At 73.2% G+C, this 20416-nt stretch carries 21 protein-coding genes; 9 read left to right on the forward strand and 12 right to left on the reverse strand.

The window, feature by feature from the left end:
• Nucleotides 1-32 precede the first annotated feature (32 nt).
• On the reverse strand, nucleotides 33-371 hold the full coding sequence (locus tag ACFY1T_RS22015; protein WP_390789632.1) for a hypothetical protein: 339 nt from the start codon (nucleotides 369-371) through the stop codon (nucleotides 33-35).
• Entirely contained in the window at nucleotides 368-1099 is a 732-nt protein-coding gene (locus tag ACFY1T_RS22020) for a MerR family transcriptional regulator (protein WP_390789633.1), read from the reverse strand. Before ACFY1T_RS22020 ends, ACFY1T_RS22015 begins: the two co-directional genes overlap by 4 nt.
• A 332-nt stretch (nucleotides 1100-1431) precedes the next feature.
• On the opposite strand from ACFY1T_RS22020, the gene ACFY1T_RS22025 reads away from it, so the two are divergent.
• Nucleotides 1432-1983, forward strand: a complete 552-nt coding sequence (locus ACFY1T_RS22025; RefSeq protein WP_390789634.1) for a hypothetical protein — start codon at nucleotides 1432-1434, stop codon at nucleotides 1981-1983.
• 119 nt (nucleotides 1984-2102) lie between these two features.
• The gene (locus ACFY1T_RS22030; protein ID WP_390789635.1) at nucleotides 2103-2825 is read left to right on the forward strand and encodes a hypothetical protein; all 723 of its coding nucleotides are present in this window, start codon (nucleotides 2103-2105) and stop codon (nucleotides 2823-2825) included.
• A 32-nt stretch (nucleotides 2826-2857) separates the two neighbouring features.
• On the opposite strand, the gene ACFY1T_RS22035 is transcribed toward ACFY1T_RS22030, so the two are convergent.
• Complete coding sequence (locus ACFY1T_RS22035; protein WP_390789636.1) at nucleotides 2858-3250, reverse strand: nuclear transport factor 2 family protein; 393 nt, start codon at nucleotides 3248-3250, stop codon at nucleotides 2858-2860.
• A 69-nt stretch (nucleotides 3251-3319) separates the two neighbouring features.
• A complete protein-coding gene (locus ACFY1T_RS22040) occupies nucleotides 3320-4543 on the reverse strand; it encodes an alpha/beta hydrolase family protein (protein ID WP_390789637.1) in 1224 nt (407 codons plus the stop codon).
• 91 nt (nucleotides 4544-4634) lie between these two features.
• Here ACFY1T_RS22040 and ACFY1T_RS22045 point away from each other — a divergent pair, with 91 nt between their 5' ends.
• A complete protein-coding gene (locus tag ACFY1T_RS22045) occupies nucleotides 4635-5228 on the forward strand; it encodes a TetR/AcrR family transcriptional regulator (protein ID WP_390789638.1) in 594 nt (197 codons plus the stop codon).
• A gap of 228 nt (nucleotides 5229-5456) precedes the next feature.
• Here the strand turns inward: ACFY1T_RS22045 and ACFY1T_RS22050 are convergent, their stop codons facing one another.
• Both ACFY1T_RS22050 and ACFY1T_RS22055 read right to left on the reverse strand, forming a co-directional pair.
• A complete protein-coding gene (locus tag ACFY1T_RS22050) occupies nucleotides 5457-6131 on the reverse strand; it encodes a nucleotidyl transferase AbiEii/AbiGii toxin family protein (protein WP_390789639.1) in 675 nt (224 codons plus the stop codon).
• Nucleotides 6128-6493, reverse strand: a complete 366-nt coding sequence (locus tag ACFY1T_RS22055) for a hypothetical protein (RefSeq protein ID WP_390789640.1) — start codon at nucleotides 6491-6493, stop codon at nucleotides 6128-6130. The genes ACFY1T_RS22050 and ACFY1T_RS22055 overlap by 4 nt, the downstream gene beginning before the upstream one ends.
• Before the next feature lie 95 nt (nucleotides 6494-6588).
• On the opposite strand from ACFY1T_RS22055, the gene ACFY1T_RS22060 reads away from it, so the two are divergent.
• Together ACFY1T_RS22060 and ACFY1T_RS22065 are read left to right on the forward strand one after the other, a co-directional pair.
• The gene (locus ACFY1T_RS22060; RefSeq protein WP_390789641.1) at nucleotides 6589-6828 is read left to right on the forward strand and encodes a hypothetical protein; all 240 of its coding nucleotides are present in this window, start codon (nucleotides 6589-6591) and stop codon (nucleotides 6826-6828) included.
• Nucleotides 6825-7091 (forward strand): hypothetical protein, encoded by a 267-nt coding sequence (locus ACFY1T_RS22065; RefSeq protein WP_390789642.1) that lies wholly within the window; start codon nucleotides 6825-6827, stop codon nucleotides 7089-7091. Before ACFY1T_RS22060 ends, ACFY1T_RS22065 begins: the two co-directional genes overlap by 4 nt.
• Nucleotides 7092-7104: 13 nt before the next feature.
• Here the strand turns inward: ACFY1T_RS22065 and ACFY1T_RS22070 are convergent, their stop codons facing one another.
• Both ACFY1T_RS22070 and ACFY1T_RS22075 read right to left on the reverse strand, forming a co-directional pair.
• Nucleotides 7105-7539, reverse strand: a complete 435-nt coding sequence (locus ACFY1T_RS22070; RefSeq protein ID WP_390789643.1) for a nucleoside deaminase — start codon at nucleotides 7537-7539, stop codon at nucleotides 7105-7107.
• Nucleotides 7536-8372, reverse strand: a complete 837-nt coding sequence (locus ACFY1T_RS22075) for a TIGR03619 family F420-dependent LLM class oxidoreductase (protein ID WP_390789644.1) — start codon at nucleotides 8370-8372, stop codon at nucleotides 7536-7538. The genes ACFY1T_RS22070 and ACFY1T_RS22075 overlap by 4 nt, the downstream gene beginning before the upstream one ends.
• Before the next feature lie 93 nt (nucleotides 8373-8465).
• Between ACFY1T_RS22075 and ACFY1T_RS22080 the strand changes: the two genes are divergently transcribed.
• Nucleotides 8466-8912, forward strand: coding sequence for an Lrp/AsnC family transcriptional regulator (locus ACFY1T_RS22080; protein ID WP_030873151.1), 447 nt, complete (start codon nucleotides 8466-8468; stop codon nucleotides 8910-8912).
• A 22-nt stretch (nucleotides 8913-8934) separates the two neighbouring features.
• Here ACFY1T_RS22080 and ACFY1T_RS22085 read toward each other — a convergent pair whose 3' ends face one another.
• Nucleotides 8935-10566, reverse strand: coding sequence for a sigma-70 family RNA polymerase sigma factor (locus tag ACFY1T_RS22085; protein ID WP_390789645.1), 1632 nt, complete (start codon nucleotides 10564-10566; stop codon nucleotides 8935-8937).
• A gap of 448 nt (nucleotides 10567-11014) precedes the next feature.
• Between ACFY1T_RS22085 and ACFY1T_RS22090 the strand changes: the two genes are divergently transcribed.
• Entirely contained in the window at nucleotides 11015-11620 is a 606-nt protein-coding gene (locus ACFY1T_RS22090) for a GNAT family N-acetyltransferase (RefSeq protein ID WP_390789646.1), read from the forward strand.
• Nucleotides 11621-11646: 26 nt separating this feature from the next.
• Here the strand turns inward: ACFY1T_RS22090 and ACFY1T_RS22095 are convergent, their stop codons facing one another.
• Together ACFY1T_RS22095 and ACFY1T_RS22100 are read right to left on the reverse strand one after the other, a co-directional pair.
• Nucleotides 11647-13566 carry a serine/threonine-protein kinase gene (locus tag ACFY1T_RS22095; protein WP_390789647.1) on the reverse strand — a complete coding sequence of 640 codons (1920 nt, stop codon included), beginning with the start codon at nucleotides 13564-13566 and terminating at the stop codon, nucleotides 11647-11649.
• A 17-nt stretch (nucleotides 13567-13583) separates the two neighbouring features.
• Complete coding sequence (locus ACFY1T_RS22100) at nucleotides 13584-13823, reverse strand: hypothetical protein (protein ID WP_390789648.1); 240 nt, start codon at nucleotides 13821-13823, stop codon at nucleotides 13584-13586.
• A gap of 202 nt (nucleotides 13824-14025) precedes the next feature.
• On the opposite strand from ACFY1T_RS22100, the gene ACFY1T_RS22105 reads away from it, so the two are divergent.
• The gene (locus tag ACFY1T_RS22105; RefSeq protein ID WP_390789649.1) at nucleotides 14026-16656 is read left to right on the forward strand and encodes a helix-turn-helix domain-containing protein; all 2631 of its coding nucleotides are present in this window, start codon (nucleotides 14026-14028) and stop codon (nucleotides 16654-16656) included.
• A 119-nt stretch (nucleotides 16657-16775) separates the two neighbouring features.
• Complete coding sequence (locus ACFY1T_RS22110) at nucleotides 16776-17897, forward strand: hypothetical protein (RefSeq protein ID WP_390789650.1); 1122 nt, start codon at nucleotides 16776-16778, stop codon at nucleotides 17895-17897.
• 420 nt (nucleotides 17898-18317) lie between these two features.
• Here the strand turns inward: ACFY1T_RS22110 and ACFY1T_RS22115 are convergent, their stop codons facing one another.
• Nucleotides 18318-20360, reverse strand: coding sequence for an ATP-binding cassette domain-containing protein (locus ACFY1T_RS22115; protein ID WP_390789651.1), 2043 nt, complete (start codon nucleotides 20358-20360; stop codon nucleotides 18318-18320).
• Between the last annotated feature and the right edge of the window lie 56 nt (nucleotides 20361-20416).

Here is a 20416-nt window from a genome sequence, read left to right on the forward strand (position 1 = left end):
CTTGCCCTTCCGGGTCCGCCCGCCGGACCGCCTCAGTAGGCCGACCACGGCACCCGGCAGGTGTGGGGGGCCGCTCCCTCCGGGCACAGGGCGGCGATGAGCGCTTTCCGCAGGGCTCTTCGCGTCCGCAGGGAGCAGACCACGCGCAGCCGCAGCGTCACCGACCGCCGGGAACCACTGGTGCGGCCGGGATGCTCCACGGCCCACTGCCGTGCCAGGAAGTCGTCCGCGTCGGCGACCGGTGTCGTGGTCGTGGTCGTGCCGACGATCCGGGCGCTGCGGGGGCCCACGACGTCCTCGACGAGGACTCCGACCCAGGCCAGCCCCTCGTCGTCCGCGTACAAGCCGAACGTCAGGTCGCGCGTCCTCATGCCGCCGCCCTTGAGAACCAGGCGTGAACGGGTGCGAGCGCGGATGACGGAGGCCATCCGTTGACGGTCGCCAGGAGCCGCCAGTAGCGCTCCACGAGAGGATCCGTGCCCGTTCGCAGGCGGGCGAGCAGCCAGCGGCGCAGACGCTCTCCCCGGCGCTCTCGAACGCGTGGGCGTAGAGGTCTGCCGGCAGGTCGGCCGGGGACCTGTCCGTGGCGGGGGCCGAAAGCAGGCCGGACGACACGGCCTCGGCGATCCGTTCGCGCATCGCCAGGTCGAGGACCCCTTACAGCGTGACGGCATGCCGGCGGGAGAGCTCTTCCACCTGTTCCTCGGCCGTCCGTCGGATCGCGGCACGGAAGTCCTCGGTCTGGCAGAGTCCGGCCAGTTCCAGCCAGGCGTCGACCTGTTCGGGCGCGGGGTCCTCGGGTGGTTCGGGCAGTGCGGATCCGCACGTCCAACGCGTCGGCGTGCGCTCGCGCGACCTCCGGCAAAGACGCCTCCCGGTCCAGCACCTTGCGCGCCGTGGACAGGTCGAGCCCCAGTTCACGCAGTGTGCGGGCCAAGTCGAGGCGGGCGAGCGCGTGGGGACCGTAGAGCCGGTGGCCCGCCGGGCTGCGGGCGGTCGGCGGAACGTTGCCCAGGTCGGAGTAGAACCGGATCGTCTTCACCGTCAGTCCGGTTCGACGGGACAACTCCCCGATGGAATAGAGCTTGTCGCCGTCCATGCCGCCAGCCTCCCGTCTCCCCCTACGGGAGACTCAAGCGGGGGCACCAACGTGACGGCTCACCGGGTACCGCTGCACGCGAGACGGCATCGAACCCGACGGGTCCACCGCGGCGAAGCCGAAGCGGTGCACGCACCCCGATGCAAGACCGCCACCGTCTACGGCGGCCTCGACGAGTGGGGACTGCGGGGGCTCGACACCTGAGTGCAGCCCGCATCGGCCCGCACACCTGCGGACCCGGCTGACGGCCGGGGCCGGGCTGCTGCGATGCTCTGCGGAGAGGTGGGGGCCGCGCCGGGCTTTCCCCTCTCGGCGCGAACCACTGGAGCATCGTGTACCTGCCTGCCCGGACCGGCCGTTCGACCGCCTTGCTCCTGTCGGCCTCGCTCGTCACGGCGCTCGCCGCCGGTCTGGCCGGCTGCTCCCTGGTCGACCCGTACGCCACGTGCGAGGGGTCGGAGCCGCGGCTCAGGGAGATGGCTTCCCTGACGATCCTCGACGCGAAGCCGCCCCGGGCCACTCCCCCGGCGGGCCACACCGAGGTGGGGACCGCATGCGACGACGACAGCAGCGGCGACGCCTGGCTCTCGGCCGAGCGACTGTACTCGGCCTCGGAATCGAAGGCCGAGATCCTCGGCTACTACACCGAGGCGGCAACGGCCGACGGCTGGAAGCTCGAGGAGGACACCGCGCCGCAGCGCGTCCCCGCGGAAGTCCGGGGGATCTGCTTCAGCAAAGGCGGCGACGGCAGCGCGATGACACTGACGGTGACCTTCCCGACCGGGGACGAATACTCCCCCGCGCCCGACTTCGGGGCCGGAACCGGAGTCGAGGTACTGGTCGGAGCAGTGGTCGACGGCTCGTCGGCGTCCTGCTGGGACTGAGTGATCCCGCTGCGTGGTCGTCGGTTTCGGAGCCTTCGATTCTTTGGGCGTTATGGCAGCATTTGTTCTCACTGTTCCTTGCGCCATCGCGGCGCCTGACGCGGCAGTCGAGGAAGAACATGCGCTGGAGAGGTACGTGTCGGACGGCCACGTCGGCGGCTCTGGCCGGGGCGGTCGCCCTCGTCCTGGCGGCTTCGCCCCAGGCCGGCGCCGAGCCCCGGAGCGGCGCCGCGCGGTCGTTCGGGACCGCGGCCGCCCGGCAGGACGCCTCCTCGACTCCGCCTCCGCCGCGCCTGCCCCGCGACTTCCGCGGCAAGGGCAAGTGGATCGTCCGGGACCTGGGCATCACCGTGCCGTTCACCTGGGAGGGGCGCGACGGTGAGAGCCGGATGGTCGCGGGAGGACCGCAGTACCCGATCTGGTTCACCAACCTGATCTACCACGACACCCTGTACACCCTGACGTACAAGTGGCCCGGTCTGGACGACCATCCCTGCTCGCGCATCCCCGGCTTCAGCCTGGAGGACCTGAACCAGGGGCTGGAGGGCTCCCGGTTCGTGGGGCGCGAGACACTGCGGCGCACTCCGGAGCGGCGCGTGAACCACTGGAGGGTGGGTGTCGTCTTCCCGCAGCTGCCTCCCGGGAACCACCCGCGCCTGCCGCTCGCGCTGGGTGACATCTACGTCGACGAGCACGACCGGGGCACGTTCTGGCAGGTGCTGCAGTTCGGCGTGCAGAACCTCTACGACCCCGAGCTGGACGAGTGGCTGGTCATGGACACCTTCGAGCACCGGCCCGGGAACGTGACGCTTCCCCCGGAGTGCGAGCCGCCCCGGCGCTGACGGCCCCTCCATCCGGCCGGGCGGTGCCTGGCTCAGCGGGCGCTGCCCATGTCGCGGTCGGCGTCGGAACCGCTGAGCATCAGGGTCGTTTCCTCGATGCGGTGGAAGCGGCCGTCGGGGGCGAGGTCGGCGAAGACGTAGACCTCCATGGTGACGGTGGTGCCGTCGTTCTTGGTGATGTGGCAGGTGTGCCGGTCGGCGTACTTGGTGCCGTCGTAGAGCTCGTCGTGGACCTCCACCGTGCCGCCGGCGACCATGCCCCGCAGGTGGCTGATGTGCTCGAGGAACTCGGCGCGGTCGGCCCATGCGCCGTCCGTGCGCTGGCGGTACCCGGGGGTGAAGTGGCGCTCGGCGGCCTCCTCCAGGGTGATGTCCCGGTTGAAGAGCAGGTCATTGAGGGCGGCTTCGATACCGGTGCGGGTCATGGTGATGGCTCCCTTGTGTGTGCGCGTGGGTGGGTGCGTGGGTGGGTGGGTGGGTGCGTGGGTTTGGAGTCAGGCGGTGGGGGTGAGGGTGGTGTCCAGCCAGTCGTAGATGCGGGCGAGGGCCAGGCGCATGGCGCCGGGGTGGCAGTGGGCGCCGGCGCCTTCCTCCGCGGTGAAGCGCATCAGGGTCTTGGGACAGGTCAGGGCCTCGTAGAGCTGCTCGGGCTGGCCCTTGAAGAACTCGTCCTCCTCGGCGTCGCACACGAGGGTCGGGCACTGGATCCGCTCGGCGATGCCGTCGGCGAGGGTGTAGTCGAGGTAGGAGGCGCTGAAGGCCCGGGGGGTTTCGACGCCCATCACGTACATGCCGTGGTTGATCGCCCAGCGCGCGGTGGCGTCCTGGGCCGTGATCTGCTCGAGGCGCGCGTCGAGTTCGGGGGCGGAGTCCGCGCGCAGGAGCCGTTCGGCCTCTTCGCGGTCGCCGGGGATGTGGCGGGTGGAGACCTGGCCGAGGTCGTAGACGCCGTCGACGGCGATCAGGGCGGCGAGGCGGTGCTCGAACGCCGCCGCCCTGGGGGCGAGTACGCCGCCCATGCTGCTCCCGAGGAGTGCGATGCGGCTGCCGTCGACCTCGGGGAGGGTTTCGGCGAAGTCGATGACCGGGGTGATGACGTTCTCCCAGTCCGGACGGAAGACCAGGCCCTGGTGGTGGCGGGGGCCGGGCTGTCCGGGGCCGTCGAAGGTCAGGACGGTGTACCCGCGCTCGACGGCGGCCAGCGCGCCGCTGAAGTGGAGCTCCTCGGCGGTGCCGTCGAAACCGCTGTGCATGATCAGGGTGGGGCGGGGGGTGCCGGCGTCGTCGGCCCGGTAGAGGTAGCCGGGGAGGGTGGTGTCCTCGTACGGGATGCGGACCGCTTCGATGCGGGGGGCGGTGTAGAGGGAGGCCGCGGTCCGGAAGCAGGCGACGCTGCGGTCGTAGGCGTGGTCGTGGCGCGGGTCGCACGGGTGGCCGTGCTGGAAGAACTCCGCCGACCGGTAGTAGTTGGAGGCGCGCAGGAATCCGTCCCGGGCGCTGACGGTGTGGCCCGCGTCCAGGGCCCGCCGGGCTTCGGCGGCCACGCGGTCGGCGGTCGCCGTCCACTGCTCGTGCCAGCTGTCGTAGTCGCCCTCCTTGATGCGCTCGGCGGTGGAGACGACCTCGCCGAAGTCGGCACCGCCGTAGGCGATGTGGCTCATCGAGCGCAGGGTCTCGTACCAGAACTGGGGGTTGCCGGGGAACATCAGCGGCTTCATCGCTCTCTCCTTAAGCACAGATCTGTGCGTACGGCAGAACTGTAGACCGCCCGGGCGGGGTTAAGCAAATAGTTGTGCTTACGATGTGGGGGTGACTTCAAAAGAACCGGCCCCGCGCCTGCGCAAGAGCCCTGAACAGGTCCGCTCGGCGGTCCACCAGGCCGTCATCGACCTGCTGTCCGACCCCGAGGGCGCGGACCTGACCATTCCCGCGGTCGCACAGCGCGCCGGGGTGAACCACACCAGCGTCTACCGGCGTTGGGGCAGCCGGGAGGCGCTCCTGGCCGACGTGGTCGTCACCCGCCTCGAACGGGACTGGCCGCTGACCGACACCGGAAGCCTGCGCGGCGACCTCACCGCGTGGGTCGAAGCAGGCGTCGCGAGCATCCGCACCGCCGAAGGACGGTTGCTGATCCGGGCCGTCGCCCTGTCCATGCCGGGCAGCGCCACGGCCCAGGGGGAGCGCGCGCAGCACTTCGAGCGCCGTCTCGGCGCCATCGAGCGCATCCGCGAGCGCGCCGTCGCGCGCGGCGAGGAGCCGCCGCCGCTCGACCGGATCCTCGACCAGCTGGTCGCGCCGCTCTACCTGCGGGCGATCTTCGGCATCGACCCGCCGGCCTCCGGCTACCCGGAGCTCCTCGTGGACCGCCTCCTCGGCGGTACGGGCGCGCCGGGGCCGGGCTGAGCGGGGTCGGTGCCGTCTCCCGGCGCCGGTGGCGGGCGACCGCAGGGGCGGGCGGCGGGCGCCTCCTTCAGGGGAGGTCGGTGCGTCCCGGCCATGACGGCTCCACGGGTACGCCGCCCTCGTCGCGGTCCGCCGCCGCCGACGGGAGCCGTGCGGGTGGGGCCGGTGGCGCCTCGGCCGCGATCGGTTCCGGGCACGAGCGGGGACGCCGCGAGCCGTACCCGATGGTCAGAGGGGCCCGTCACCCGTGTCGTGGGAGGTCAGGCGTCGTTCGAGGTCAGTGGTCCAGGACCGGGCCCAGTGCCTGAGGGTGGCGATGGCCGCGCGGTCGAGGCCGTACGCCTCGAATTCCTCGTCGTCGTACCAGTCGGTGCCGGTGAGGCGGTCGTAGAGGTCTTCGAGGCGGAATTCGTCGCGGCCGTGGCGCCGGCCGAGGCGCTCCAGTTCGGCGGTGGCGCGCAGGCGGGAGGCGGCGTGGACGTCGATGAGGTCGCGGACGGCGCCGCGGTCGGCGAGGGCGCGGACCTTGGTGCCGATGACGTCGTCGAGGGCGAGGACCGGGCCGTACTCGGTGTGGGCCGGGGCGCTCCACAGGTTCTCCTTGAGGATGTCGACCTCGCACCGGGCGCCGTCCGCGGGGTCGGTGACCATCAGACGGGCGGACAGCGGGTCGACGGAGATGACGGAGACCTGCCAGCCGCGTTTGGCCAGCTCGTGGGTGAGGTCGGTCGTGATGTCGGCCATGGGGGCCGGGTTCTCGGTGGCGACGTCGAGGTCCTGGCTGAGACGGTCGACGAGGCCGTGGGCCTGCACGGCGTAACCGCCGGTGATCACGAGGGGGTAGGGGGTGCCGATGGCGATCACGTCGGCGAGGAGCCTGCGGTGCAGGGCGCTGAGGTTCACGCCGCGGAGGTCACCCGGCCGGCGAGCTGCGGGAAGCGGTCTTCCCAGACCTGGCGGATGTGGCGGCTGACCAGGGTGCGCAGGACGGGCCACTGCCCGGTCAGCAGGTCGCGGTCGAGGAGGGCGGCCAGGTCCTCGCGCCGGCCCTCGGCCAGGACGGTGCGGTACAGGCTCATCCGCTGCCGGGGCCGGTCCAGGTCGTACGCGCGCAGCCCGGACCACGCGATGTGCAGGGGCAGCTCCACCACTCCGCCGGTCGGGCCCGTGAGCTCGTCGAGGGAGTCGGGCAGGCGGCCGGTGTAGCGCTCGCGCAGGACCTCGCCGGCGGGCACCGGTGAGACGGGGGACGACAGCTGAGCCATACGGCCAGTATCCCGTGTCACGGCCCCCACGGGTGCGGCGGAGTCCGACGGTGTTGCGTTCGCGCCATAAATCGAACACATGCTTGAATTGATGGATGCAGTGCACCTCCTTCCCCGACGACCTCGTCGGACTCCAGGCCGACTGGCTCCGTACGTATCGGGAACTGGCCCGGCGGCCCGCGGCAGCCGGTACGACCCCGCTCCGCCGCCGGCTGATCGCGCTCTCGTGCGCGATCTCCACCCATCCGTACTGGTCGCGCCCCGTCCGTACGGCGGGCGGCCCGGCGGAGCTGCGCCGCGCGGCGCGAGCCCGAGCCTGGGCGAGGGCGGCATGACGAGCGCCTGCCCGGGAGGCGACCGGGGCCACGGGGCGCCGGACCCCGCTCCGCGCCTCGTCGTGCATCCTCCCGACCACCGCGGGTGGCGCCGGGTGCGGTGTGACGGCCGGAGCCTGGGCACCGCGTACCGGATCAGCGACATAGCCGTCTTCCTCGCGGCGACGGGGATGGAGGACGCCGAGGACTTCGACCTCACGGACCCCGCGCTGGTGGACTGGCGCGGCGGCGGCCCCGAGTGCTGGACGCCGCCGGAGGCGTAGCGCGCCTTCGGGGTCAGGGCCGGCGGTAGGCGTCGATGGGGGCGCGTGCCTCGTCGAACAGGGCCGGGCCGTCGTGCGGCACCGTCGGCCATGCGCCCGACTCCGGGTTGAGTTCGACGAGTTGCGCCGTGGAGAGTGCGTAGACCACCCGTCCGAGTCCGGAGCGGACGATGGCGCCGGCGCACATGCCGCACGGCTGGCAGCTGGTGTACAGAGTGGTGCGTGCGGCCGTGTCGCGGTCGAGTTCGCGGGCCGCCCGGCGCGCGAGCTTCAGTTCCGGGTGGGCGGTGATGTCGTCGTCCCGTCGCACCGTGTTGTGGGCCTCGGCGAGAACCGCTCCGTCCGGTCCGGCCAGCAGGGAGCCGTAGGGCGCGTCGCCCAGGGTGACGGCACGGGCCGCGATGGCGACCGCCCGCCGCAGGAGCGCCTCGTCGGCAGCGGTGATCATGAGGTTGTCCTCCGGTGCGTCGCCACGGCGGTGAGCGCCCGCCAGGCCTCTTGGGGCCGGCGGGTCTCCTCCGGATCCCCGTGGTACGGGTCCAGCACGACGGTGTCGGCTCCCAGGCGCTCGAGCTGGTCGAGATCGTCGAGGATCTGCTCGAGGGTGCCGGTGCCCGCGAGCCGCTCGGGACCGGTCACCGGTGCGGTGGTCAGCCGCAGGGCGATGCGCGGGGCGAACGCCGGCAGCGGGTGGTTCGTCACGACCGAACGCATCCAGGGGATGGTTCCCCGCAGGGGATGCCAGGCGTCGCCGAACTCGATGGCGCGCCGGATTCCCGCCCCGCTGTTGCCGCCGACCCAGACGGGAATCGGGGCGGTGTGCCCGCCGTCCCCGCCGTATCCGCCGTCCTCCTCGCTCCAGGCCTTCCGCAGGGCGACGAGGTGCTCGTCGGTCAGTCTGCCGCGGGCGCCGAACGGCATGCCGAGCGCTTCGAACTCCTGGCGTGCCCAGCCGACTCCCACCCCGAGCACGAGCCTGCCGCCGCTGAGCGCGTTGAGGTTGGCGGCCATGCGCGCCACCAGCAGCGGATGCCGGTAGGGCAGCACGAGCACGGTCGTGCCCAGCCGCACCCTGGTGGTGATGCCGGCCAGCCAGGACAGGGTGGTGAACGGCTCGTGGAAGGGCTCCGGATAGCGCGCGGCCACGTCCGGGGTGACGGCCACGTGATCGGACACCATGAGGAGGTCGAAGCCGAGCCCCTCCACGAGCCGCGCCCATTCGCCCAGCACACCAGGAGTGGTTCCGGGCCCGAAGTTCGGTACGTTCACGCCAAGTTGCATGAACGGAGGCTATCTCGGTGATCAAGAAATCCAGAAGATGCTTCTCCCGGTCGACTCGGCGTTCACCCATGCATTTCCCGGTAGAGTCGCAATATGGCCGGGAATCTTGACGACATCGACTGGGCGATCATCGACGAGTTGCAGCGGGACGCGCGCATCTCCCTCAGCGAGTTGGGGCGGCGCGTGAACCTCGGCTCGTCGGCCACCACGGAACGGGTGCGCCAGCTGGAGGCGTCGGGCGTCGTCACCGGCTACCGCGCCGTGGTCGACCTGGCCAAGGTCGGCTATCCCGTGCTCGCCGTCGTCCGGTTGAAGTACCCGGGCAACCGCCACCAGCCGCTGCGCCGGCTGCTCGCCGACCGGCGGGAGATCCTGGAGTGCCTGCGCACCACCGGCGACGACTGCTACACCCTGAAGGTGGCCGCGACCTCCATGGAGCACCTGGAGACGCTGATGGACGAGCTGGCCGGCTTCGGCAGCACGACCACCAGCGTCGTCTACAGCCAGACGCTGCCCTATCGGGGACCCGACCGGCCCTGAGGCCGGCGGGTCGCGCGTGTGGTCACCCCAGCGTGAAGAGGAAATTGACGGAGTTGTAGTAGTTGGGCAGCTGCACCAGGTCCGAGCCCCGGCGCGGGGAACTGCTCTTCGGCCAGTTCCTCGGGCCCAGCAGGTGGTCGTCGTAGTCGCTCTTCGGGACCGGCGGCACGAACCAGAGCCGGAAGGCGCCGGATCGCCCCTCCGGATCGGACCTCCAGAGCTGCGTCTCGCGGCCGGCGCCCGAGCGGCAGGCGCGCAGGGCGACCTCGACGACGTTTCCGCCCGCGGTGGTTCCGTCGAGGCACGTACCGGTGCCCGTGTTCCGGAACTGGTACGTGCCCTGGCCGGCCGGCAGGCGCTGCCAGCCCTGGGACGGGTCGCCGGTGCACGGCTGGAGTTCCAACGGCCCCTCGGAACCGCCGCCTCCGGCGAAGCCTACGCACAGCCGTGAGCCGATGTTGACCAGCGGCAGACCGGTGGGGGCGGGGGTCGGCGAGGGCCGCGCCGGGGAGGGGGCGGGGGTGGCGGGGGCCGAGGCCGTGACGGCGACGCCCGACACGGGGGCGCCGATGGACACGATCGGCGGCGTCGAGTCCGTCAGGGACGGCAGCAGGTACGGGTCCGCGTTCGGGCGCGCGACCGTGGGCGCGGGTGCCGGCATCGGGGCGGCCCGCTCGGTCCGGTCCTCGGCCGGCAGCAGGACGAACGCGGTGAGCGTCGTCCCCGCGACGGCCGCCGCCGCCGTCCACTTCGCCGCGCCGAACCGCGCCGCGGCCACCTTGAGCCCCACCAGCTTGCCCGCTGCGAGGTGGGCCCCGTGCGCCCCGGCGGACAGCGCGGAGGCGGCGGGGTGCCAGAGCAGGATCCCGGCGGGCAGCAGCGCGCCCAGCCGGTCGTTGACGGCCCGCAGATCGCGCTCCGCCCGCCCGCAGCCGTCGCACGCCCGCAGATGCCGTCCCAGGTCGCGGGTGACGCGCTTGCCCGGCCGGCGGAGCGCGGAGGCGAGCAGGCCGCCGTAGTGCCGGCACTCGTCGCTCACGCTCTGGTCCAGGTGGGCGCGCAGGTACGCCTCGCGCAGTCCTTCGCGGGCGCGGGCCGCCAGGGAACCGACGCCCCCCGCCGAAATCCCGAGGCGCCGGGCGGTCTCGGCCGCGGGCTCGTCCTCGACGACCGCGTGCCACAGCACGGCCTGCCAGCGCTCCGGCAGCGACCGGTACGCCCGCAGGACCAGCGAGCCCTCCTCCGCCAACAGGGCGGCGTCTTCGACGTCCTGGTCGCCGGCCAGGCCCGCGGCCCACGTGTCGAAGTCGTCCGACAGCCGGGTGCGGGCACCGCGGCGTGCCCATTCGGCCGCCACCCGGCGCACACAGGTCAGCAGGTACGGACGCCAGACGTACTCGGGGCCGGCCCCCCAGGCGACCGCCCGGTAGGTGCGGGCGAAGGCCTCGGCCGCGAGGTCGCCGGCGGTGGCCAGGTCGCGGCAGCAGGTGCGGGCGTAGGCGAGTACGGCGTCGTGGTGACGGGCGAACACCTCGCCCATCACGTCGCTGAGATCGGCTTCCGAATCCGAGTCGCGCTCCCGGAGCAGCGCGCAGAGCTGTGCGTCGCTGAGGTCGTGGAGGTCCTGTCGGCGGACAGTTCCCGATGTGCTCAACCTTGCTCCCGTTGACTTGCTGATGGCCGGCACGGCGAATGCCAGGCAGGTGGGCAGTGGGGTGCGACGCTGCGCCCGGCCGGAATTCGCGCAAGTGTGCACGTTCCCAAGGCCTGTGAGCAACCGGATGCCTCGGCACGGTCCGGCCCGACACGACTTGGGCAAAGGCCTGGCAAAGTCGCGGGACCGCGGCGCTGCCACACCCTCTCCCACCTGCACGAGTCCGAACAACAGACCAGGAGGCGCGAGTGCGGAACCGACCGCCGGCGGCGGCCCCCACAGGCTCGGATCCGCGTGATCGTGCCCCGTCCAGCCGCCGGCAGGGCCGTGACTACGGCGGAAACCAGCCAGCACGGGTGCACGGCGGTCCCGCCGACCGGTGGCCCGGGCCGTGCTCCAACGGCTGGAGCAGCGGCCGCCGTCCGAGCCGGTGTGATCTTCTGTTCGGATGAGCCTTCACCATCGACCCGCGTCCCCGGCGGCCCCCGCGTCCCCCGCGTCTCCGGCGGCCCCCGCGTCGGCGCGCGTTGCGCTGTGCCCGCTCACTCTCGCCGACCAGGACGAGTTCTGTTCGCTCGTGAGGGCCAGCGCCGAGCTGCACCACCCGTGGATGCAACTGCCCGCGGACGCGGAGGCGTTCCGGGAGTGGATGCGCCGCTTCGACGACGGCTCCAACCTCGGCTTCCTGATCCGCGTACGGGAGACCGGTGCGGCTGCCGGCATGGTCAACATCAACTCGGTCATCCGGGGGCGCTACCAGGGCGCGTCCCTCGGCTACGCGGCCTTCGCCCCGTCCGCGGGGCGGGGGTACATGGCCGAAGGGCTCACCCTCACCCTGCGGTACGCCTTCGACGAGCTGCGGCTCCACCGGCTGGAGGCGAACATCCAGCCGGGGAACGAGGCGTCGTCGGGCTTGGTGCGGCGGCTGGGCTTCGGCTACGAAGGCCTGTCCCCCGCCTACCTCTACATCGACGGGGCCTGGCGCGACCACGAACGGTGGTCCGTCACCGCGCCGTCGTCCTGGGAGCCCGGTCCTTCCCTCCCCGCGGTCTAGGGGGTGTCAGGTGTTGCGAGGGGGTGTCAGGTGTTGCGGTAGAACATCGTGCACAGCAGTACCGAGTTGTCGTTCACCAGCCAGGCGCGGTAGTCGGTGGAGTCGTTCTGGCTGCGGCGGCAGTTCGCGGCGCTCGCGTTGGCCGGGGCGCGGTAGACGCCGGTGATGTGCAGGACGTAGTCGTAGGCGGCGGGGATGCGGGTGGCCTTGCAGTCCACGAGGGTGAAGGTGCCGAGCTCGACGCCGTTGCCCGGCCCCTTCCCGAGGACGCAGTAGCCGACGTGGAAGATGCGCGTCAGGCAGAGGTTGGTGGTCTTGTAGCGCCAGTACGTCCGGCCGTTGCCGCCTGGGCAGTCCCCGTTGGTGACGGAGGTGACCTGGACGTGCGCCTGGTCGGTGTCGCAGCGGACGGGGCCGGGCGGGACGTCCACGTTCCACTTGTCCGGGTACCCGGTGGCGTAGAGCGGCAGACAGGAACCCTGCCGGACGGCCAGGAAGGCCTCCTCCGTTCGGTCACGGGTGGGGGTCGGGGTGGGGGTGGGGGTGGGGCGGACCGCGTCGCTCGTGCCCGAGTCCGTCTTCGCCTCCTGCGACGGGGTGGGCGTGGGGGTGGGGGTACGCGTCGGCGTCGGTCGCTCGGACGGAAGGCGTGGTCCCGTGGGGGTGGAACCGGGCGTGACGGCCGCGGAAGAGGTGCCCCGCGCGTCGGCGGACGTCCCCTGCGTGAGGGTCCACGGCTGCCAGACGAGCAGCGCGACGGCCAGGAGCACGGCGGCGGCGGCCCAGCCGGCCGTGCCGCTGCTCCCTTCCGCACCTCCTGACCCTCCCGCACCTCCCGCACCTCCCGCACCTCCCGCACCTCCCGCACCTCCTGCGCCGGCGTTCCGGGCCAGCCTGCGCAGCTCGGCTTCGCGGCGGCGGCGTGCCTCCTCGGCCCGGCGCTGCCGCTCCTGGCGGACGGCCGCCTCCCCCGGGTCGGTGAGCACGGGTATGCGCGGCGGCGCGTGCCCGGCGACGGCTCCGCCCGGCGCGGAGCCGGTCGCGGTGCGGTCCGCGTCGAGGGCGCGCCCGTGGGCCTCGTACGCCGTGATCGTCGCCGTCCACTCCACCGGCAGCCAGCGCCGCCCGCGCCGGGGCGCGGAAACGGCGGTCGCCAGGACGGTGGCGAGATCGGGACGCCGGCGCGGGTCGAAGGCCAGGCACGGCTCGATCAACGGGGCCAGGCCGGCGGGCAGGCCCCTCAAGTCCAGCTTTCCGCCCTGGACATGGGCCAGCAGCACCATCGAGGACTCCACCTCCCGGTACGGCGGGCGCCCCACGGCGAGGTGGAAGAGGGTGGCTCCCAGGGAGAAAACGTCCGACGCCTCGGTCGACGCCTCCCCGCGCGCCTGCTCCGGAGAGGTGAAGGCGACGGTGCCCAGGGTGAGCGAGGTGCGCGTGCGGTCCACGGCGTGCGAGATGCCGAAGTCGATCAGGAGCGGGCCGCTCAGCGGCAGCAGCGTGTTCTGCGGTTTGACGTCGCGGTGGACGACCCCGCTGCCGTGCAGGGACATCAGCGCCTGCACCACTCCCGCGGCGACGGACGGCACGGCCCAGGCGGCCAGCGGCCCCTGCTCGCGCACGAGGTCGGCGAGGGAGGGGGCGGGTACGTACTGGATGGCCATCCAGGGCCGCGGGGCGCCCGGGTCGGCGTCGAGGACGCGGGCGGTGTACGCGGCGTCGACGCGCCGGGCCAGGTCCACCTCCCGGGCGAACCGCTCCCGGTCGAGGCGCTCCACGGGGCCTTCGGCGAGCAGGGTCTTGACCGCGACGAGCGGGCCCCCCGCCACCGGTCGCGCCAGATAGATCCGGCCCATGCCGCCGGAGGCGAGCCGCCAGAGCAGGCGGTAGTCGCCGAGGCGTCGGGGGTCTTCGGCGTCGAGACGCCGTACTGCGATGCCGGGCATGGCGGCCTCCGCTTCGGTCAGCGCCCGCAGGCGGACACGATGATCAGGAAAAGGAGGCCGAGGACGGCCACCGTCGCGCAGCCCGCACAGCTCGTGCCTTCCCCGGCGGGGGCCTTGGCCGCGGTCTCCACCTGGCCGCCCAGGCGCAGTCCGGGGTGCCGGGTGGCGTAGTGGTCCGCGTGCCCGCGTTCCGCCTCGGACTCGGTGCCCCAGGGGGTCTTGAACCCGCATTCGCCGCACCAGAACCGGTAGGTCATCACTCTTCTCCTCGGGTCTGCGGAGGGCGGCCGGTGGTGGTGGGGCGGGTGGCCGCCGGAGGACTCCTCCCTCTCCGAGCGTGGTGTCCGCGCAGGTCGGGGTACAGGTCATGGCACCGGTCACGTATGACCGGTCGCCGCCCGCTACGCTCGCCTGCGGTCCGGGCCGGTCCTCCGGCCCCGGGAGGGGAGGGATCGCCGCGTGACGTCCGATCGACTCGTGCGACTGGCCTCGTTGTTGAAGCTCATGCGGCAGAGGTCGGGGCTGACGCAGGAGCAGTTGGCCGCGGAGTCGGGGGTGAGCGAGAGCACCATCCGGCGGCTGGAGAGCGGCAGGGCCCCGAACCCGACGCTGCTCTCGCTGGAGAGGCTTCAGGAGGCGCTGGCGGCCGGGCCCGAGGACCGCAGGGAGCTGGCCGAGCTGCTCGCGAGCGGGCGCGGCGTCACGGCCCATCCGGCCGGGGTCGCGGGAGAGCCGGGCGGGGCGGATGGGACGGGCACCGCGGATGCGCCGGGCGGGGCGGATGAGCCGGGCGAGCCGCGGCCCGGGCGGCTGCGCTCCCCCGCGGCCCCCTCCGCGGTGCTGGTCCGGGACGAGGTGCTGTCCGCGGCCCGTGACGTGGCACTGGAGATACGGCGCCGCTGGCGGCTGGAGGAGGAGCGGCGCCGGGTCCACGACCCCTTCCCGCTGCCGGTGCGGTGGCGGCGTACCGACCCCGCCCTCAGCGATCACGAGGCCAACGTCGAACGCCTCCCGCCGGGTGCCGCCGCGCCCGACCCCGACGACCTGGGCGGCGACCTGGGCGGCGACCTGCCCATGGTGGCCGATTTCTACCGGCGCAGGCACTCCGGGCGCCTGGTGGTCCTCGGCCGGGCGGGTTCGGGCAAGTCCGTGCTGACCATCCGGTTCGTGCAGGACTTCCTGGAGACCCGCACCGCTCTGGACCGCGTACCCGTGATCTTCAGCATCGGCTCGTGGGACCCGACGGCCCGGAGCCTGCGCGCGTGGATGACCGAACGGCTCTTACGGGACCACCCGCACCTGGCGGTTCGCACGGCGGGCACCTCGATGGCCGGCGCCCTGATCGAGGCCGATCTCGTCCTGCCGGTCCTGGACGGGTTCGACGAGATGGCCGAGGGGCTGCGGGGCAGGGCCCTGGAGCGGCTCAACGAGTTCTCCTCGCCGCTCCTCCTGACCAGCCGGCGCGAGGAGTTCGCCGAGGCGGTGGACGCGGCGGGGACGCCACTGGTCTGGGCCACCGTCATCGAGCTCGCGGACCTCACCGCCGACGATGTCGCCGCCTACCTGCCGCGGACCGCCCGGCACAACGGGCGCCGGGGCGGCGGTTACGGACGGGGCGTGTGGGACGCGGTGGCGGAGCGGCTGCGCGAACGGTCCGCGGAGGGCGGCGGCAAGGGTGCCGGCGCCGGCGACGCGGCGGACCCCGTGGCCGGAGCCCTGCGCACCCCCCTGATGACCGCCCTGGCCCGGACCCTCTACAGCGAACGGACCGGGGCCGACCCGGCCGAACTGCTGGACGCACGGACGTTCCCCGACGAGAGCTCCATCGAGGAGCACCTGCTCGCGGGCTTCGTCCCGGCGGTCTACCGGCGCCGCACCCCGGAGGGGGAGCATGCGCGGGACTGGGATCCGGACCGGGCCGAGCAGTGGCTCGGCTACCTCGCGCACCACCTGGCACACCCCGACCGGGAACGGCAGGACCTCGCCTGGTGGGAGATCGGCGACTTCCTGCCGCGCCGGCAGCGCGTGCTGAGCGTGGCGCTGACCGCCACGCTCTGCGCCGCCCTCAGCACCTGGGTGATGGGCCTCCTGATCGGCCGGCTGCCCGCGTGGCGGATCCTGGTGGAGGGGGCGCTGATGGGCCCCGCGGCGGGGCTCGCCTTCGCGGCGGTGTACGGGGTCATGATCGCCCGGGGCGGCGGAACCTTCGAGCCCACCCGCGTACGCCTGCGCCTGCGGCCGCGCCTGCCGGGCGGCGGTCCGGGGCCGGATCCCGTACGGGGCGCCGCGGCGCGGGGTCCGGGCGTACGGGCTACGGGCGTACGGGGTCCGGCGCGCGCACCGCTGCGGGTGTTCACGGCGCGGTTCGGCGCGGTCATGGCGGGCGGGTTCGTGATGGGCGTGGGCTGCGCCTGCGCCCTGGCGGTCGAGCGGGAACTGGCGTACGGGGCCCTGGTGCTGAACCTCGAGGTCCTGGAGGGGGTGGCCGTGAACATGCTCGTCTTCGGGCTGATCTTCGGTGCGGGGACGGGGCTGGTGTTCGGGCTGCTGGCGGCTTTCGAGGCGCCGCTGGACGTGGCCTCCGCGGCGGACCCGATCAGCCTGCTCGCCGCGAACCGGGCCACCGTACGCCGGCAGCTCCTGGCGCTCGTGCCGCTGCTCGCCCTCTCGGTCGCGTTCGGCGGCGGGCTGATCGTGGCGCTGCTGGACGGCTTCCTCGGGGACCTGAACTGGGAGGCGTGGGACGGGCTCTTCGTGGGGGCCGTCGTCGGTCTCGGGGGCGGGCTGTCGTACGTGCTGTCGTTCACCGCGTGGGGGCGCTGGGTGGTGCGGGCCAGGCTGTGGCTGCCGATGACGGGCAAACTGCCGTGGGACACGGCCGCGTTCCTGGACGACGCCTACCGGCGCGGGGTGCTGCGCCAGGCGGGCGCGGTGTACCAGTTCCGCCACGTACGCCTCCAGCACCACCTGGGCCGCACGTACCGGCGCCGCCAGGCGCAGAGGTCGCAGCGGTGGGCGTCGGTGGGGGCGGGGCGCGGGCCGGCCGCCCCGCCGCGGGGCTCGCGGCGGACGGGGCGGGCGGGGCAGTGACCGGGGACGGTCCTGCGGGGGCGAACGGCCGGCCGCCGGGCCGTATTGTCCAGACGTCAGGCGGGGCCGTCTGAAACCTGGCAACCTGTCCGGACGCCGCCCGTCCAGGAGGAACCGCCATGACCGAAACCCTGACCGACGCTGTCGACGCCGATGGCGACGACGCCGCCGAACGGGAGGCGGTCGAGCGTGAGCGGGCCGAGATGCGGGAGTTCATCAAGGGGTTGAGCGCGGACGACATCAAGTCCGGCGGCTGGTTCACCAAGCTCATGGCCCAGGCCATGAACTCCTACACCGACAAGGTCGACTGGCGTTATTTCCAGGAGCGGTACGAGGGCGTCCCCGCCGACGCCGTCGTCGATCAGCGGGTGAAGATGGCGGCCCGGTACGCCGCACTCGAGGGCGGGCTCTCCGCCGGGGCCTACACGGCGGCCGTCGTCGCCACCCTCGGAAGCCTCGGCGGCGCCTCGCCGGCGACGGTTCCGGCCGCCGTCGCGACCGTCATGGTCGATGTGGCGTTCATCTCCCGTCTCCAGCTCCGCCTGGCCTACGACATCGCGGTCCTCTACCGGGTCCCGCTCGACCTGTCCGACCCCGATGACATGTGGAAGCTCATTCGCGTGGCCTTCACGATCAAGAGCGGGGAAGTGGTCCGGGAAGGCGTGGTCAAGGCGGTCCCGGTCATGGTGCGGCCACTGATCAAGCGCCTCTACTCCAAGGCGGTGCTGAACGCCGCGAAGGGACTCCCCTTCGTCGGGAAGTTCCTGCTGCAGCGCAACGTCATCAAGATCGGCATCCCCGTGGTCGGCGTTCCCCTCGCGGTGGTGTTGAACCGCTATACGACGCTGCTCGCGGGGCGGCACGCGCAGGCCGTCTTCCGGAACGAGGCACGCGTGATCGAAATCGCCGAGCGCCTGAGCGAGCGGAGTCGCCACCCGCAGTTGATGCTGTGGGTCGCGTGGCTGGTCATCGCGGCGGAGCCGAAGACCGCCGACGACGAGGCGCTGCTGATGCGGCACCTGGTGAGACTGGCCCGGGACCGGCACCAGGTGGTCGACGAACGACTCGCCCGCCTCGTCGACGTCGAACCCGCCGAAGTGTGGCGGCGCCTGGAGGCCGAGCCGGGGGATCTGAGCGACCTCCTCGACGTGGCCGAGCGGGTGGCGACGGTGAACGGCGACGTCACGGCGCGCCGCAAAGCCGTCCTCTCCGAGCTCCGGGAACGCTGCCGCCGGCCCTGACCGCGTCACGCCGTGGCGGATCGTGCCGAGCCTGTGCCCGGGCTTCGCCGCGATCCTCGCCGTGGCCGTGGCCGTGGCCGTGGCCGCCGCCTCCGGCGCCACCTTCCCGCCCGAGTCCGCCATCCCTGCCTCGGCCTGCTGCGGCTCGCCCTGGGCCTCAAGGCGGCCTGGCAGGCATGGAGGGACACCGCGGCGGGGACGCGGACGGGGAGGCGGAGGATGCCGGGGCGGGCGGGCCGGGCCCGCCGGAAGTCGCCGCGGTCACCCTCGCCAACGGCGGCGACACCCTCGGCGTCTACCGGCGGCAGTTCGCATCCCTCACCGGACCCCACGCCCCCGCCGGTGGACGAGCGCCGTCCTTTCCCGCGTGCGGAGCGGGCTCGCCTTGGGCGGTTGCGGGGGCGGTGGGGTCTTACCGGGTCACGGGCCCGGTTCCCCGGTCGGGGCCGGGCCGGTCCGGTGGCCGCTCGTGCGGTACCCGCTGGCCTGCAGGGTGAACATGGCGGCGTAGTCGCCGCCCGCGGCCATGAGTTCGTCGTGGGAACCGGACTCCACGATGCGGCCGCCGTCGAAGACGAGGACGCGGTCGCAGTCGACGACGCTGGCGAGCCGGTGGGAGATCAGTACCGTGATCTGGTCGGTGCGCAGCCGGCCGCGCAGGACCGCCTCGTATACGGCGTGCTCGGACGGCGGGTCCATGCTCGCCGTCGGCTCGTCCAGGAGCAGCAGCACCGCGTCCTGGTACAGGCCCCGGGCTACGGCGATCTTCGCCCACTGCCCCCCGGAGAGCTGCTGTCCGCCCTTGAACCGCTTGGACAGCAGGGTCTTCCACTGACCGGGCAGGGCCTCGACGACTGCGTCGGCGCCCGCGGCCCGGGCGGCCGCCATCGCCCGCCGGGGCTCGGCCTCGGTGAGCGTGCCGGATCCGACCGTGATGTTCGACAGGGCGCTGAAGGGGAACCGCACCGGGTCCTGCAGCACGCAGGCGACGCGGCGCTGCACCGACCGGGCGTCCATCTCCAGTACGTCGACGCCGTCCCAGCTGACGCTGCCGCGCTGCGCCTCGTACAGGCCGGCCAGCAATTTGGCGCAGGTCGACTTCCCCGATCCGTTGAGGCCGACGAAGGCCACGGTCTCCCCGGCGCGCAGGGTGAAGGAGACGCCGTTCAGCGCGGGGGCGGCCTTGCCGGGGTAGGTGAAGTGGACGTCCCGGACGGTGATCTCCTCCACCCGCTCCGGTGCCCGCACGTCGGACGTACGGGGCAGGAGGCGGCGGCTGCGCTCCTGGACGGCGAGGAGGTCGTCGACCCACAGTGCGTGCTCGTAGACGAGGTGGGCGACCTCGACGAGCTGGGTGAGGGAGGACTGTCCGGCCTGGATGGCCAGGACGGCGCCGGCCCCGGCGGCGAGGGGGAGCCATCCGGCGATCAGCATGGCCGCCAGCGCGGTGTAGGTGATGCCGGTGCCGACGCCGCCCACGGCGCGGCCCGCGAGATTGAGCAGGGCCGCGTTCACGCCCAGGCGGGTGTCCTCTTCGGCGATCTTGGTGGTCAGGCGGCGGTGCTCGTCCAGCAGGGCGCCCTGGGCGGCGTCGGAGCGCAGCTCGGCGGCGGCGTCCACGTCGAGCAGCAGCCAGGAGAAGACCCGGATCCGCCGTTGCAGCGCGTTCCACCGCTTGAAGGAGCGGAAGCGGGCCCGCGCCGAGTGGACGGCCGCCACCCCCACCGGCACGACGGAGAGCAACAGCAGCGGGAGGAGGGCGGGGTGGAGGATGCCGAGCACGCCGGCGGTGCCGATGAGGCGCAGGGCCGCGGAGGCGAGGGCGACGACCTGCCCGACGATCATCCGCGCGTAGAAGAGCCCGCGATCGTTGGCCCGGTGCACCTCGTCGTGCCAGTCGGCGTCCTCGACCGCCTCCAGCCGTACGTGCGCGGTGAGGTGCAGGAACTCGGATTCGAGGGCGGTTCGGATCTTGGGCGTGACGCGTGCCTGGGCCGTGGCGACGGCGGCCTCCAGCAGGGCCCGGGCGGCGAGGAAGCCCGCGACGAGGAGGAGTTGGGGAATGGCGGCGCGTACGCGGTCGGGGGTGGGTCCCTGGGAGAAGAGGTGCTGGAGCACTCCGACCGAGGCGATCAGGCCGAGGGCCGCCATGGCCGCCGACGCCAGCTGGCAGAGGACGGCCGTCAGGGTGGCCGCGCGGTCCGCCTGCCAGGCGAGCCGCCCGATCAGCGCCGTGATCTTGGGGAGTCGGGCGAGCACCTGGGGCACGGAAGCGCTGGCGGCCGCCCCGTCGTGGACGGACCAGTACGCCTCCTCCAGCCCGTCGGTCATGTCTGCGTCCTCCGGGCCGGCGGGCACGGTCGCGGGCGGGAGGGGAAGCGGGTCGCGGTGGCGGTGGGAGTGGGGCTCGGCGGTGCGCGGTCCCGGAATGCCGCCGGCTGCCGCGTCGGTGGGCTCGCTCATGCCGCCCGCCTCGCGTCCGGTCGTACGGAGCGGCGCGCGCGAACGTCAAGGCGGCG

Origin of the sequence: Streptomyces sp. NPDC001194 (assembly GCF_042896985.1) — a bacterium.
Taxonomy (GTDB): Bacteria; Actinomycetota; Actinomycetes; order Streptomycetales; family Streptomycetaceae; genus Streptomyces.

Coding starts and splice junctions, on each gene's coding strand:
- ACFY1T_RS22070 (WP_390789643.1), bottom strand. CDS start 7,539: ATGATCACCGCTGCCGACGAGGCGCTCCTGCGGCGGGCGGTCGCCATC.
- ACFY1T_RS22115 (WP_390789651.1), bottom strand. CDS start 20,360: ATGAGCGAGCCCACCGACGCGGCAGCCGGCGGCATTCCGGGACCGCGC.
- ACFY1T_RS22100 (WP_390789648.1), bottom strand. CDS start 13,823: ATGACCTACCGGTTCTGGTGCGGCGAATGCGGGTTCAAGACCCCCTGG.
- ACFY1T_RS22035 (WP_390789636.1), bottom strand. CDS start 3,250: ATGACCCGCACCGGTATCGAAGCCGCCCTCAATGACCTGCTCTTCAAC.
- ACFY1T_RS22020 (WP_390789633.1), bottom strand. CDS start 1,099: ATGGACGGCGACAAGCTCTATTCCATCGGGGAGTTGTCCCGTCGAACC.
- ACFY1T_RS22040 (WP_390789637.1), bottom strand. CDS start 4,543: ATGAAGCCGCTGATGTTCCCCGGCAACCCCCAGTTCTGGTACGAGACC.
- ACFY1T_RS22090 (WP_390789646.1), top strand. CDS start 11,015: ATGAGCCTTCACCATCGACCCGCGTCCCCGGCGGCCCCCGCGTCCCCC.
- ACFY1T_RS22075 (WP_390789644.1), bottom strand. CDS start 8,372: ATGCAACTTGGCGTGAACGTACCGAACTTCGGGCCCGGAACCACTCCT.
- ACFY1T_RS22095 (WP_390789647.1), bottom strand. CDS start 13,566: ATGCCCGGCATCGCAGTACGGCGTCTCGACGCCGAAGACCCCCGACGC.
- ACFY1T_RS22065 (WP_390789642.1), top strand. CDS start 6,825: ATGACGAGCGCCTGCCCGGGAGGCGACCGGGGCCACGGGGCGCCGGAC.
- ACFY1T_RS22055 (WP_390789640.1), bottom strand. CDS start 6,493: ATGGCTCAGCTGTCGTCCCCCGTCTCACCGGTGCCCGCCGGCGAGGTC.
- ACFY1T_RS22030 (WP_390789635.1), top strand. CDS start 2,103: ATGCGCTGGAGAGGTACGTGTCGGACGGCCACGTCGGCGGCTCTGGCC.
- ACFY1T_RS22060 (WP_390789641.1), top strand. CDS start 6,589: ATGCAGTGCACCTCCTTCCCCGACGACCTCGTCGGACTCCAGGCCGAC.
- ACFY1T_RS22110 (WP_390789650.1), top strand. CDS start 16,776: ATGACCGAAACCCTGACCGACGCTGTCGACGCCGATGGCGACGACGCC.
- ACFY1T_RS22015 (WP_390789632.1), bottom strand. CDS start 371: ATGAGGACGCGCGACCTGACGTTCGGCTTGTACGCGGACGACGAGGGG.
- ACFY1T_RS22080 (WP_030873151.1), top strand. CDS start 8,466: ATGGCCGGGAATCTTGACGACATCGACTGGGCGATCATCGACGAGTTG.